At 63.2% G+C, this 14,064-nt stretch carries 11 protein-coding genes and 1 pseudogene; 2 read left to right on the forward strand and 10 right to left on the reverse strand.

The genetic code is table 11. The annotated features are described in order from the left end of the window. Positions 1–179: 179 nt before the first annotated feature. Together AB0H42_RS12755 and AB0H42_RS12760 are read right to left on the reverse strand one after the other, a co-directional pair. A complete protein-coding gene (locus AB0H42_RS12755; protein WP_357054156.1) occupies positions 180–1,040 on the reverse strand; it encodes a hypothetical protein in 861 nt (286 codons plus the stop codon). A gap of 263 nt (positions 1,041–1,303) precedes the next feature. Beyond that, positions 1,304–1,489, reverse strand: a pseudogene (locus tag AB0H42_RS12760) (MBL fold metallo-hydrolase); the annotation flags it as partial. 30 nt (positions 1,490–1,519) lie between these two features. On the opposite strand from AB0H42_RS12760, the gene AB0H42_RS12765 reads away from it, so the two are divergent. Next, positions 1,520–2,962: a recombinase family protein gene (locus tag AB0H42_RS12765; RefSeq protein ID WP_357054159.1), complete on the forward strand. Its 1,443-nt coding sequence runs from the start codon at positions 1,520–1,522 to the stop codon at positions 2,960–2,962. Between the two features lie 56 nt (positions 2,963–3,018). Here AB0H42_RS12765 and AB0H42_RS12770 read toward each other — a convergent pair whose 3' ends face one another. Next, positions 3,019–4,134 (reverse strand): RNA-binding domain-containing protein, encoded by a 1,116-nt coding sequence (locus AB0H42_RS12770; protein WP_357054162.1) that lies wholly within the window; start codon positions 4,132–4,134, stop codon positions 3,019–3,021. 136 nt (positions 4,135–4,270) lie between these two features. Here AB0H42_RS12770 and AB0H42_RS12775 point away from each other — a divergent pair, with 136 nt between their 5' ends. Further along, the gene (locus tag AB0H42_RS12775) at positions 4,271–6,136 is read left to right on the forward strand and encodes an ATP-binding protein (RefSeq protein WP_357054165.1); all 1,866 of its coding nucleotides are present in this window, start codon (positions 4,271–4,273) and stop codon (positions 6,134–6,136) included. Between the two features lie 1,168 nt (positions 6,137–7,304). Here AB0H42_RS12775 and AB0H42_RS12780 read toward each other — a convergent pair. The 7 genes from AB0H42_RS12780 to AB0H42_RS12810 all read right to left on the reverse strand — a co-directional run bounded on the left by AB0H42_RS12780 (position 7,305) and on the right by AB0H42_RS12810 (position 14,053). After that, entirely contained in the window at positions 7,305–7,760 is a 456-nt protein-coding gene (locus tag AB0H42_RS12780; RefSeq protein WP_357054168.1) for a hypothetical protein, read from the reverse strand. Positions 7,761–7,793: 33 nt separating this feature from the next. Continuing rightward, entirely contained in the window at positions 7,794–8,651 is an 858-nt protein-coding gene (locus AB0H42_RS12785; protein ID WP_357054171.1) for a DUF2637 domain-containing protein, read from the reverse strand. Continuing rightward, on the reverse strand, positions 8,648–9,025 hold the full coding sequence (locus tag AB0H42_RS12790) for a hypothetical protein (protein WP_357054173.1): 378 nt from the start codon (positions 9,023–9,025) through the stop codon (positions 8,648–8,650). The genes AB0H42_RS12785 and AB0H42_RS12790 overlap by 4 nt, the downstream gene beginning before the upstream one ends. Beyond that, the gene (locus AB0H42_RS12795; RefSeq protein WP_357054176.1) at positions 9,022–10,008 is read right to left on the reverse strand and encodes a hypothetical protein; all 987 of its coding nucleotides are present in this window, start codon (positions 10,006–10,008) and stop codon (positions 9,022–9,024) included. The genes AB0H42_RS12790 and AB0H42_RS12795 overlap by 4 nt, the downstream gene beginning before the upstream one ends. Next, entirely contained in the window at positions 10,005–11,447 is a 1,443-nt protein-coding gene (locus AB0H42_RS12800; RefSeq protein WP_357054179.1) for a hypothetical protein, read from the reverse strand. Before AB0H42_RS12800 ends, AB0H42_RS12795 begins: the two co-directional genes overlap by 4 nt. A gap of 90 nt (positions 11,448–11,537) precedes the next feature. Continuing rightward, complete coding sequence (locus AB0H42_RS12805; RefSeq protein WP_357054182.1) at positions 11,538–12,050, reverse strand: hypothetical protein; 513 nt, start codon at positions 12,048–12,050, stop codon at positions 11,538–11,540. Positions 12,051–12,070: 20 nt separating this feature from the next. Continuing rightward, on the reverse strand, positions 12,071–14,053 hold the full coding sequence (locus tag AB0H42_RS12810; RefSeq protein WP_357054185.1) for a hypothetical protein: 1,983 nt from the start codon (positions 14,051–14,053) through the stop codon (positions 12,071–12,073). Positions 14,054–14,064 lie beyond the last annotated feature (11 nt).

The following is a 14,064-nucleotide window of genomic DNA, read 5'->3' on the forward strand; positions in this document are numbered from 1 at the left end:
TCGAACCGCTCCCGGCGCCGTCGCTCGGGTCGCGGTTGCCGGGAGCGGTGCGGGTCCGATTCGAACCTCCCTCCGGACGAGTGATCACCATCTGTCGGTGACCGCTTCGGTCATCGAGTAGGCACGAGGCGACTCGGGCCCGCAGTCCGGCGCTCGCCGACTCGCGACGTCCCGCACTCTCAGCCGCCGGGAGGGTCGAAGCGGACCATTCCCAACAGCGCGTCTTTCAATTCCAGCCCGTCGATAGGCTTCTTGGCATACATGTACATACGCTTCCCGCCGGGGTCCTTCTTTTCTTCCTCGGTCGGCGGTCTGAGCTTGTCGCCGTCGTAGATGAACAGGACACCGGGATCGCGATCTCGCGCCATGAAATCCTGTACGACGCTGCCCCCTATATGCGTCCAGGGTCTGTTCGGTTCCGATCCTCCGTGCACGCGTGCGTCCGCCACGAGCTTCGGAACTCCGAGACCTGGCTCCGCCGAGACCCAGCGGAACTCCAGATTCATTTTGATCAGTTTCCCGCCTTGCTCCGCCTGCATTTTGTCCAAGAGACCGATAAGCCTGTTCTCCTCCGCTGAGAACTTCTTTCCGCGTATTTCCGCGAATGTCGCAAGAAGCTTGGCGTCGCCGACCATATTCTGCAGAGAGAGCTTGTCGGCGAGGCCGGCGAAGGCAGCTCTGTCCGCTTGGGTCAGTCTCAGAACGAAATGTTGTGCGCGATCGGATCCCGGCCCGTCGTCGCGGGATGCGGTGACCGGCGAGGGAGCTTCCGTTTCCAGTGGCGGGGATGCCTGTGGCGGGCGTTCCGCTGGCCCTCGCCCGGAGTCCGCCGGTGACCGCTCCGGCCCACCCGTCGGGATCTGCTGTCTGCCGTGTTCGTCGGCGCCTCGATGGGTAACCGCCGCCCGGCCGGCGCCATTCGAGATGCCGTCCACGTTGCCGTGAAGGTGGCCGCCGGCCCGTCTGCTGAGCAGCTCTATCAAGTCGTCCCGCAACCGCCGGACCAGCTCCTTGGCAGAGCCGTCAAGAAAGTCTTTCACCGCGCAAGACCCCCCGGTCGCCGCGCCGACGGAGTTCGCGCGCGGATCTCATAGCGTACCGGCGACAGTTCCTGCCGTCAGACCGCGTGGATAGTTCCGCGGTAGATACCACACTCCGCCGCCGGGCCGGCTGCCGGTGCTTCCGTCAGCGCGACCGACCGGTGCCGGCAGCGCCCGGACCCGTCCCATCGACTCCCCTCCCACGCACTACCGCGGACAGCTCCCCGGGTCGCCCCCGCGCCGAGGCGGTATCACGCCAAGATCTACCAGCCGCGGCTTTTCCACTCCGCCAGCTGCGGCCGCTCGGCACCGAGGGTGGTGTCGTCACCGTGGCCCGGGTACACGACCGTATCGTCGCCGTAGCGCTCGAAGAGCTTGGTGGCCACCCCGTCGAGCAAGGTGGCGAAATCCTCGGGACGCCAGGTTTTCCCGATGCCTCCAGGAAATACGAGCGGTTCTTAGGGGGTAACATAGCCATCATGGCAGGTAGGGCGGCTGTTTACTGTCGAATCTCCGAGGATCCGCGGAGCACAGAGAAGGGCATCGCACGCCAGCGCGAAGACTCCGTACGACTCGCCGAATCGCGCGGATGGGAAGTAGTGCGGGTGTTCACCGACAACGACATCTCTGCGTTGAAGGACAAGCACCGTAAGGATTATGAGGCCATGCTCGAGGCGGCGACCCGCGGCGAGTTCGACCACATCGTCGCTTACGGCCTGTCGCGCCTCTGGCGGAACCGACGCGAACGTGCACACGCGATCGACGTCCTGTCGCAGGCTCGGGTAGGCATCGCTCTCGTCAAGGGCTCCGACATCGATCTAACGTCCGCGGCCGGCCGCATGTACGCCGGAGTGCTGGGAGAATTCGACACCGCAGAATCGGAGATCAAGGGCGAGCGCATCGCCCGTGCGGCACAGCAGCGCGCCGAGGAAGGGCGGGCCAACGGCCATGTCGCGTACGGATGGCAGCGCGTCTATCACCGAGATGCCGCGGGAAACGTTCTGAGCTGGGAAGACATCGAAGATACTCAAGCCGCAGACGTAGTCCGCGGGATAGTGGCCGACTTACTGGCCGGCCTGTCGGTGAAGGCCATCGTCAAGCGATTGAACGAGGGAGGCGTACCGACTCCCAAAGGAAAGGGGCCCTGGCTGGCGTCAACTGTCCGGAAGTTGGCGTTACGCCGGATGAACGTTTCCGTCAGGACTCACCGCGGTCAGGAATACCCGGCCGCGTGGCCGGCGATAGTGGATCGTGCCGACCACGACCGCGTGACAGCATTACTCACAGCTCCTGGACGTGCGACAACGAAGGGCGGAGCTCGGCGACACCTTCTGTCTTTTGGGGTCGGTCGATGCGGCGTGTGTGGCTCCACACTGCGAGTCGTCAACCGCGGAGGACCCCACGTGCTATACGCATGCCCCACAGGTCGCGGATGTGTAGGCCGACGAGTTGAGTGGGTCGATGAGTTCGTTGCAAAGGTCGTGTGCACGAGGCTGACGCAACCTGACGCACGCGACTTGTTCGCCCGAGACGACACGGCCGGCCAAGAAGCGCGCTCCCGGGCAGATGCCATCCGGTCTCGACTGGACAGCGCGGCGGACGCCTTCGCCGACGGGGCCATCGACGCCCAGCAACTCGCGCGCATCACCGCGAAGCTCAAGCCGGAACTCGCCGCAGCGGAAGCTGACGCAACTCGGACGGCAGCCGGGTTGGATGGCGCACTGCTGTCACAAATTACTACCAGCGATGCTCGCCAGGTCTGGGATAGTCTCGTCGTCACCCAGCAGATTGCGGTGCTGAGCGCTCTGGGTATACGAGTCACAATTCTCCCAGCCCGCGGAGGACCTGGCTTCAAACCCGAAGGAGTACGCATCGACTGGAACGAGTACGACTCGGTATTCGAATTCAAAGGACCGCGCTAACCAAGAGTTCGCGCCGACACTTCGTAGCTGGACTGCGCCCACTCCCAGCGAACGAACTAGCCTGCCGATTCTGGCAGGCTCCCTCTACGCAGAAGTGCCCTCCCGACAGCCAGCACAGAGTGGATACTGGCGACTGAATTGGGTATACCCTCGTCATCTAGCCGCTCGACAATGGACACAAACGTGTTATTTACGCGTCCATCAATAATAGCTCCATGCACGAGAAAAGGCTTGAGTTCTTCTGGTTGCGCCGGTATCTCAATCAGAGTGATATCGCCGTCCGCCCCATTTAACACCTCCACCCTTAGTCCATCCGGCGGTGGATAAATCCTGTTCTGAATCGTTTGCACATATCGTCGACGCATGTTCGGGTCGCGAGGCGTCGGCGTGACTCCGCCGATAAGGTCTTTACCTGCCACCTTCTTGGTAGCGAGCCCGATGACGACCAGACCACCGTTCCGAGCATTAGCAAACTGCGAGACTGCTCGAGCCAGCTTTATTTGCCCAGCCTCATCCCTGAGTGAATAGTGTTCACGCTTCACCTCAAGCCAGTCTCCCTCGGGTTGACCAATGAGAGATTCAGCAAACCCACTGCGCAGCAAGTCTATTACGTTCTGCCTTTCTAGATTGCCCGCAGTCGCTTCCAACAGGGCGATAACCTCAAGCCCGTCACGGCTAAGCGACTGGCCGGTCCTGCCACGTATAGGCACGCCGAGTCTGAGAGTGATCGACCACAGTTGCCCGTCATCGCTCAAATCCTGCTCATCTTTAAGTAGCGAAAAGCGCTTTCGATCCAGAAGAGGCGAGAGGCGTTCCACTACAGGGAGGTTCGTCTCATCGTCAGGAACTTCGTCGAAGTAGATCTGAAGGTCCATGACAAGTTGGTTCGCGACAAGAGTGAACGAAACTCCCGACCGTGGAAGGTATTCGAGATCACTGTCAGGATTCCCCTCGACGATGACATGTATCTTTGGTGTTTCGTAATCCTCGATGGCGATGTATCGGCGCAAAGCGGCTTGGATGTCAGCGGCAGGGACCTGACCTAGGTCATCAAGGTGAGCGACGGCGTCGTCATAGTCGTCAGCCTCTCTCTCGACCCCGTCAAACTCCCAGTATCGCCCGTCGTCGAGGACCGACACGCTGCCACGCCTGAGCATTACCCGCTTTCGCACACTACCCATCCTTCCGCATCCGAGGGTTCACGGGGCAACTGCGCCTTCTCAATCCACGACGCCGACGTGTTTCCCATGCTGCGGGTGGTACCAACCTCATGGGGGCGGCCTAGCTAGACCGGCATGGCAGCCTGCCGTGTATCAGCTCGCACAGGGTGGCCGATACACAGCAGGACACCCCGCGGATCCGGAGGGAAAATTGTACCTGCACGAGCTGATAATCAGAAATAATGGACCAATTGAGAAATTGGGCTTAAATTTCGCATTCACCGAATCAACAGGCCCCATTCCGCATATTTTCGTTGGTCGCAACGGCACAGGCAAGACGAATCTACTATCACTAATCGGGGACGCCTTAATGGAAGGGGCCAATAACGCATATCAAGATGTCCTGAGGCGAACAGCTAGGGGCCGCGACTATTTTCGGGTACTGGGCGGAAAGACAATAACCTACGGCGCTGATGGCAGTTACTCGATCTTCAGATTTGAGCATAAGGAAAACGAATATTTTTACCATGAGGCAACCGCGGAAATAGACCGAGAGCTGGCCCGCTCCGAAGTATCCGAAACTCTACTCAAAGGAGCGAACTGGAAAGAGGGTGAGCCGAGTAAACGGTTCAGGATTGCAACCAAAGAGGCTCGTGAGATATACGGGAGTGGCGTATATGCACTCTTTCCTTCTAGCAGATCGGAAGATCCGTTCTGGTTGAACAAGGGAAGCCTGGTCGAAGAATCGTACGAAGACAGGGACCGGTTTTCTTCGAACCTAGACAGGCCCTTGTTTGTCGAACAGGGAGTTGAGTCGTTTACCCAGTGGCTACTCGGCGTAATTACAGAGTCCAGGCTGGACGTGACTAATGTCGACTACGTACCTGACGACAAAACTCGAGTTACGGTCGAGATGGATACATCCTCTTACATGGCAACTCAGGACGCCCTAATTTCAGCTAATAGAATTATACAAATAATTTTGGACGATCCGGACGCAAAGTTCAGTTGGGCCGGTAGAAGGAGCTCACGAAAGATCGCAATTACGTCAAAGGGCAGGATTGTGGCCGCCAGCCTCGACAGCCTATCCGGCGGCCAAGCCACTCTCTTGGCGATCTTCGGCACCATACTCCGATATGGGGATGACGCGCGAAGCATGAATGGAATCGTGATCATCGACGAGCTCGACGCCCACATGCACATCGATCTACAGATGACAGCCTTACCAAAATTGATCAGGTTTTTTCCTGATATTCAGTTCATCGTATCAAGCCACTCCCCTCTATTCGCACTTGGCATGGAAAGACATTTTTCACTCGGCGGCGTCCGCATTATCGAAATGCCGTCAGGCCAAACTATGCACGCCGAAGGTTACCAAGAGTTTGAACACGCATTAGTTGCACTAAAGGAAACTCAAGCGTTCGCGAATACGGTAAAGGCGCAGGTTACGGCGAGCGAGACTCCGATCATCTTACTCGCCGGGCAGACGGACTTGCCGTACTTTCAGGCAGCCGCACGCCTACTTGGATACAGCCACCTCGTCGAATTCTTTACATGGATCGGACACCCAGATGGAGGCAAAGGGGGAAAGAATACGGGGGATAATTCCCTCACATCCGCGCTAAATTTCCTCGAAGCCAATCCAGAAATAACCGCCAGGACAATAATTGCAATCTTCGACTGCGACGCCAACAAAGCAGACAAACAGATCGACAACATCCACATCATCGCCCTACCGCAGTTGACCGAAAAAAGGGTGACAAAAGGAATCGAAAACCTTCTTCCGAATAATGTCTTCACTGACGAATTCTACGACGATAAGCCAATCGATGACGGTTACGGTCGCCCCACAACAAAACCAGTGTTGAATAAAATGAGATTGTGCAATCATCTGTGCGGCAGCGACGCGATAGCTGAGACATTTCTCGACTTCCGACCGATTCTAGAACGTATAGACTCCACCATCGTCAGTACCAACGCAATTGAACAGCCAGTTAAAGACGGCACGCCCTGATCCACGGCAGTACAAGGGGTGAATTCCCAACCAGCCCGGGCCGGTAGGAAATTCACCGTTTCGTCGGCTGTCACTCTGGGAGCGCCTGCCTCCGCGGCGAGCGGCGGGGGTCCGTGGGGCAGAGCCCCCGAGCGCAGCCGCCAGGCTGCGGACACTGGCAGTGGAGCGCGGGTTTCCGGCGTGGTGGGTGTGTCTCTCCGGTCGGCCTGGGGCTGCCCGATCACACGGGCGCCGGGCATCAAGGGTGGCCGCCAGGCCATCGGCGCAGCCGACGCGTAGCGCCCTTGATGTTCGGTGGTCGTGTGATAGCCCCGTTCTTGGCCGACCGGAGAGGCACGCCCGCCACGGCTACATGAGCGGAACGAACGCGAGAGCGTCAGCTCTCGGTCGAGTGCGCCCTGTGCGCGCTCGCCTCACCGCAACATCACATGCCAACCCTGCCACTGGAAGCGACGCCTCCGGCGTCGAACGTATGCCAACGCAACCACCCACCCAACGCACCGATACCCACCCAACGCAACCAATGTCTTTTGTCTTTTCACCCCTGCCTGCTCCCCCTACCTCCTGAACTGAATTCTTTTGGATCTCCTCACCCCCTCAGTCCCACATCTCATGCGCACGAAGTGGGTATGAGATGTGGGACTGAGGGGGTGAGGAGATCCGACGGCGCGAAGCGTCGTCTATGCAGGTCAGGGAGCGGTAGGGGGAGCAGGCAGGGGTGAGAATTGTGGACACAAGTTGTGTCCACAATTCCCTGTGTTTTCGCCGCTTTTTCTCACCTTCCGAGCATGCCGGTCTAGCCGATTTCGGCGCCTGGCGGCGCCGTGCGCGGCCTTCGGCCGCGTGCTCCTGGTGAGGCGCCGGCATTGTGTTCACGCGCCCCTCCAGCGTCAAGGGCGCTGCGCGTCGGCTGCGCCGATGGCCTGCGGCCACCCTTGACCCCGGAGCCTCTACGCGCGAAGGGCACGGCTTTGCCGGGCAGGCCAGGGCCTGCCCGGGGTGGTGCGCCAGCGCCCCACCAGGAGCAGAAGAACCCGTGTCCGCTGCGGTTCCGGTGTGGCGGGACAATAGGATGTGTCCGGCCGGATACGTCCGGTTCCGGACATGCGAAGGCCCCTGCCGACTGGGACTCGGCAGGGGCCTTCTTTCCGGTCAGGGACCTATTCGGTTACTCGTCGTCCTGGCCGAGGTAGGCCGCGACTTCGGCGAGGCTGTCGTCGTTGGGCGGTTCGTACTTGGCCCGATACAGCTTCGGTGGCGCGTAGTCGGCGCTGAACGCGGTACCGGTGCCGGTGAACTGGACGGTGATCCGGGACCCATTGCGCAGATCGTCGTCACCGGCGGCAAGGATGGCCTTCTTGATCGCCTTCTGAAGGTTGCCGCGCACGAACAGTTTCCGGGCGCCGTCGTCGTCCGGGTCGGTCTTCTCCTGAGTCAGGATGACCACCTCCAGCTGCGGGACAGTCTTGCCGCCGCGCAGCTTGGGTTTGCCGGTCTTCGGGTCCTTCTGGGTGGTCAGCTCTTGGGAGATCACCAGGCCGGCCACGGTGGTTCCGGGTTCGTCGTTCTTGCCGAACGCCGAACGGATCACCTTGGGCTCATCGGACATAATCCACGAGGTCATGACAGTTACTCCTTAGTTACTTGTTGGGTGGGGTTATCCGGCCAGCGGCCGGACGTTGGTGGGAGCGGCCGGGAGTGCCAGCGGCTCGATGGTGGTGGTGTCGCGCTCGGCGCGGAGTCGGGCGACGATCTTGCCGACGGTGCCGAAGTGCAACCCGACGAGTGGACCGATTTCGCGGTATGACAGGCCCTGCTGGTGTAGCCGCCAGATCTCGCTGTCGCGGTCCGGTGTTGCGTCGGCAACGGTCGGCGTCGCCTCCGGCTCATGGCGTGTTGCCTCGATATCGGCCGATGTCGCCTCTCCTCGCCCGGGTGTCGCCGTGCTGTCGCCTCCTGTCGCCCCGGTGATGGCGGGGGCGGCCTGCGGGGCCGGGGTCCGCGGGACTTCCATCAGCGCGGTCAGCGCGTGAGTGACCGCCAGGGCGGCGACCGGGGCGGCTCCCGCAACCGCGGCGGCGGCCAACTGCGGGAGTTTCAGTCCGTCGGAAGTCCAGGCGTGGACACCGTTTCCGAGCAAAGACAGCAGCTCAGCGGCAGCGAGTTCTGCCCAGAAGAACCGGCGGGTGGCCTTCGGGATCTTTACCCCGGCTTGCTCGCGCCGGTTGAGCGCGACCAACGCGAACGCGGCTTGCAGGATCGGCCCATCCACGATCACCGGGGCGCCCCAGGCCAGTTTGGAGTCGATGCCGGCCATGACCGCGACGCCGTGCAGAGCAATCGCCGACCATGCGAACGCTGCGATCGACACCGCCGCAAGCGACAGCAAGGCGACAACCTCGGCGACGTTCCACGCCGTGCCCGCCGGTTGAGGCGACACCGGAGGGAGCGCCCCGGCCCGCTTGGCGACAGTGGGCGACGCGTCGACCTCGGTGGGCGACACAGTGTTGTTCATCGCTGCATACCTCCTCGGGTGTAGCTGAATGCGTTGGCCGACAGACCAGCGAGCGCGTTGTCGCAGTAGCGCGGCGACGGTGCCAGCCGCTCGTGATCGGCATCCAGGGCGTGTTCGGACGCCAGATCCAGCGCGTCATCAAGATCACTGGCAAGCTCCCGGTTACGGTCCTCCAGCACCGCGGCCCGATGCTCAGCGGCATCGAGTGCGGCGGTCACGGCCGCCAGTTTCTCCTCCAGCTCGGCCGCCCGCTGGTTGGCCGCGACCAACCGGGCCTCCACATCACCGCCCGCGCTGGTCTGGCCGTAGGCGCGCAGTCGGGTGAACCCGTCAGCCTGGGACTGCTGACGGATCTCTCGCTCCGTGGTGGTCATCGAGCCAGCCCCTTGCGCTCCGAGGTCGCGAAGGCGTTGGCCGACAGACCGGAGAACGCATTGCCGTGGGCGAGTTCGGCAGTGCGGGCCGCAGCGAACGCGGAAGACACCGGCATCTCGCCGCGTGGCTGGGCGGCGGTCGACCGGCGCGGGCGAACGATTCCCGTCAGCTCGCCAACCTGGTTCGCGCTGCGCGTGAACAGAGGGTTGTCCTCTCGGCGGTACTGCTCGATTCGTTCGACCGCATCGGCGTATTCGCCGCGGCTGCCGTAACTACCGGAGGAGAGCCAGCGCATATCGCGCCAGGTTTCCCCGAGCTCATCGCTGCGGGTCACCCACGGCTCGGAGATATCGTGCATCTGCTCGGTGAGCCGCACGTACTCGCTGTCGGTGTAGGTCTGGTTCCGCTCCCGGTCCAGCCGATACACCTGGGCGAAGTCCGCCCGCATCACCTGCTCCGTCCAATCCGCCGCATCGGTGTAGTGGTTCGGATTCGCCGGATCCGCCGCGCTGGTCGGCCGGGACCGAATCGCCTCGGCGCTGTAGGGGCCCCGCATCTCCGGCCAGGCCCCGTGGCCGGCCATCTCGCGGGCCTGACGCTGAGACCGCCATTCGGCCGGGCTCATTCCGTCGGTGACGCCGTCGACGCGGTCGATGATCACTTGCTCATACAGGCGCTCCATCGCGCCAGGGGTGCGCTGCCAATCTTCGAGGGCGTCGGTCAGGTATTCCCAGTCCGCCCGCACGATGGCCGAATCGTGGTGTTCCCACCTGCTGCATATCTTTTCTGCCTGACCGTAACTATTACGGAATTCGGTTTCCGACTCGGAGTTGCGGCCGTGTTCCCGCAACTTTGCAGCACGCACGGCGTCTGCGCGCATGTACTGCTCGGTCTTGCTTGTCACCCCGCGGGCCGCGTAGTACGCGGAGTAGGTCGGATGTTCCGGGTGAGTATCTGTGTCGTTGTGGTCGGTGCTGGTCATCGGCTCATTCCTTTCCGGTTGGTGGTGGAGGCGAACGCGTTGGTCGACAGACCGGCGAACGCATTGCCGTTGGTGTGCTGCGACTCGCCCGCCGCGGCCGTTCGGTGTTCGGCGGCTTGGCGTTCCGGGCTACCAAGCCGATCTGGTGCCGGCGTAAGCTGCGCGAGTTTCTGCACCGACTCGTCGCGCTCGGTCTTGTACCGATTCCGCTCCGTGACCAGCTCGTCGCGCTCAGCGCGTAGCGCGGTCAACCGCTGGGTCAACGTGGCGTTCTGGTCCGCCAGGTCGGCGTTGTGCTCGATCGACAGACGGTGCCGCTGCCGCAGCGACTCCAACTCGTCGTTTCCGCGGTCCTGTGTCTGCTGCGTCGCCTGTTCGGGCCGGGCCCACTCGACGGTGCGGGCGGTGACGTGCTCTATTCCGCCGTCGGCGAGCCGAAGCGGGGCCTGTTTGCCGTGTTCTCGGATCGTGGCCTTGAGCTGCACATCCGGCAGCCAGTCCCCGGTGCGGGCATTGTGGGCCGCCCACCGTGTCGCCTCGGCCTCGGTCGGGCTATAGGTCCGCCATGTGGTGATACTGCCGTTGCACAGTGCAGAGACCTCGCTGATGTACTTCGAGTTCTGCTCCGCGTTCTGTATCTCCCAGTTGATGCGCTGGGGGGATAACCCGGCCTGGTCAGCGGCTCGACCCGCCTCGCGCCACTGTTCGGCCAGCTGCTGCCGCTGGAAATCGCTGGCTTGCGGTGCCGCAGTGTTCCAGGAAATCTGTGCGTGGCGGATCTTCTGAATCGCATCTTCCTGGGCGACGGTCAGTTCTCCGGTTGGCCGCGCAATCTCCTGCCCGACATGCTGCGACTCGCTCAGTTGAACAGCGCTGACCTGGTGCTGTGCTCCATACCGCTCGGCGGTGCCGAGATCGCGCTGGGCGGGGTCGCGTTCGATCCGGCGCCGCTGGATCCATTCCGTTTCCCGGGCAAGCCGGGCCCTGTATCGCAGGGCGTCCAGGCCGCGGACCTTCGGCGCGCGAGCCAGCATCTCCGGGGTGCGGTCCTTCTTGTAGGGCCACATCCGCGCCGATTCCAGGCAATCCAGCGCGATTCCGCGCTCGACCTCGGTCAGGTGGGTATTGCCCGCGATCCGCTCGCGCAGGTCGTCGATATGCCGGGCCGCGGCCTCGTCGTCGCGGCGGTGCTGCTCGATGGTGGTGCGAGGGTCGATCCATCGCTCATACCGGGCCTGGGCCGCGATCTGGTAGCGGTGGATCATCTGCGCCGTCCACACCTTGTGGTGCACTCGCTCGGCCTGCTCGGTACGGCGCTGCTGCCGCAGAGTCAGGTTGATCTGGCGGCGTACCTTGTGCTTCTCCAGCCACCCATTGGCTTGGGCGTGCATGCGCATCAACTGCGCCATCGAGTGCCCGAATCGTCGGGTCTCGTCCATAATCTCGTCCTCAACAGGGCGTTCAGACACTTTCAGTGCTCCTTTTACGTCTGGTTTTCTCGGGGAATTCGCGGGGAATTTCAGGGGGAATCAGTCCGTGGTGGGGCCCTCCTTCCGGCCGGTGCGGCGGTCCTCGTGCGCGGCGCGTCGGGCGGTCAACCGAGCGACCCAGGCTCGGATGCGGGCCAAGGCGTCGGCGCCGGTGTAGAAGAGCATCTGGATCGACTCGACCGGTCCGGGTCGGCCGGCGGAATGCCACCAGCCGAACCCGACCAAGGCGACCCCGTAGACCGCGAGCGGGCCGGTCACCGGCAGCACGACCACCGCGACCCCGAATGCGCCGGTCGCACCGATCGCGGGTGCCCAGATCCGCAGCCGATCACGGGTTTTCGTGGCCTTCTTGACGTGCGGGGTGAGCTGGCGGCCGATCGCGCCGCCGTCCGGGACGACGGGCACCAACTGCTGGGCGAGTTTGGCGGCGGTCGTGCCTTCCAGGTCCGCGGTCATCGCGGCGAGCACATCGGCCTCGTGCGCCCGGCGGGCGGCGGAGGCGGCGGTGATCTCTTCGCCGTGGTCTTCGGGGTTGAAATTCGGCATGGCCATGACGGTTTTCTCCTTTCGTGTCACGCCGGGCGGCGTTTGACCAGGTCGATAACGGGTGCGACCTGTTCGGGTTCGGATTCTTTGAATCGGTTCAGGCCGGGAAGGGGACGCAGGGCGTCGTAGGTGGCCTGGTCGAGTGGGGAGACCTGGCCCCAGCGGGCGCGGCCGTTGGCGACGTGCACGATCTCGCCCTTGCCCATGCGCCGGACCTTGTTCGGGTCGATCAGGTGCTTGTCGTGGGCCTGGATATTTCCCTCGTCCCCTGCGACGGAGCCGCCGACGAGCTTGCGGGACAGGTCGAAACCCTTCTTCGTCCCGAACGCTTGACTGATGCGTTCGCTGAACTGGTGCCCACCGATGACCGCACCACCGGAACCGGCGCCGACCAGCGATTCGCGCTGCTCGTCGTCGTAGCCGAGACCGTTCCAGTCCTGGGCGAACCACCAGGTGCCGATCTTGGCCTTACGCAGCCGCATCACCCACTTGTCCGCCCGGGTCTTGCCGTCGGACACCGCGGAGAACTCGTCGACAGCGAGCAGGGATTCGCGGCCGTGGTCCTTGTCGGCCAACTGCTCGAACAGGCACCCCAGCGCACCGAACTGTGAGCGGGCCCGGTCCGGTGCGGTCACACCGTCGAGCACGACATACAGGCAGTCGTAGTCGGTGAGCTGCTTGTCGCCGTCGAAGGCGTCACCGAGGAGCCGATACAGGTTGGAGAACTCCGACAACGTCGACGGCAGCACCGGCTGCTCGCCCATCATGGTGGCCGCGATCTTCTTGTCCGCGCCCACTACACCGGTCCAGGCCGGCGCACCGTTCTTGGCCGGGTCGAACACCCCGCCCCACAACTGCGCCAGAACCTGCGGGTCGAACCGGGACAAGAACTCCATCCACGACCGGGGCGGATTCGCCCCCACCGGTTCCCGGTTGACCACCTTCGCCGGAGCATCCACCACCAGGTGAATCAGGTTCTCCCGGCCCTCGTGGAAATACTTCTCCGTCGACGTCGTCGGGGTCGCGCCGCCGGAGACCATCGCCGAGAGCACCGACCGCATATCGTCGCGGTTCATCCGCCACAGATCGAACTGGCAGTTGTGCGGGAAGATCCCGATCCGCTCCTGGCGCACCCCGAGCTTGAGCATCCACCGCTCCAGCTCCTTGGCCGCTTTCACGCTCTCCGGCCCGCCGTTGCAGTCGATCACCATCGCCAACGGCCGCCCCGGACGATCCAGGCGCCACCACTGCCGATGCCGCAGCCACGCGGTTACATACCAGGACAGGATCGCCCGGAACATCAACGTGGTCTTGCCCTTACCCGAGGACGCGACGGTCACCATGTGCTCACGCATGTTGATCCACGGCACGATCAACCGCGTCTCGGTGCGAGCGGTCAGTGCCTTGAACCGGCTACTCGGCGGGGCCTGGGTCTCCTCGATCGCCAACCGGCCGAACACCGGATGCGGATCCAGTCCGCCGGTCGTGAACGGCAGCCGGTAGCGCGAGAGCCTGGCCGCGGCCCGCTGCTCACGCTGGGCCTGCGCCCACAACACCCGCTCGGTCCGGGCCGGGGACTGGAACCCGTTCGTGGCCGCCTTGACCCGCCGATTCGTAATGGCCGCGGTAGCCGCGATCCACGATGCCGGCACCAACAGGACCGCCATCAACAACAGCCCGTGCACCGGCGAACCGGCCAGCAACTCGGCCGCGCCGTCACTGAACTGCTCGATCGGGGCCATCGGGTCCAGACCGGCGAACACGATCGCCCCGCCCGGCAGCGCAACCAGCGAGGCCAGCGTCCAATTGCGGGCTTTGGCCGGTGTCCACGCCAACTGGATACCGGGCACCAGCAGCAACACCGTCAACACCAGCACGAACACCAAACCGGCAGCAGTCACCACCCCGCCGTCGACCACGCCGTCCCACGTCCAGTCCGGCAGGTTCAACCACGAGAACCACTCGCCATCCGGGTCGATACCGGGCAGCGACGGACTGATCTCGGGCATCGGATCACCCT

It is taken from the genome of Nocardia sp. NPDC050799, assembly GCF_040654015.1.
In the GTDB taxonomy this organism is placed as follows: Bacteria; Actinomycetota; Actinomycetes; order Mycobacteriales; family Mycobacteriaceae; genus Nocardia.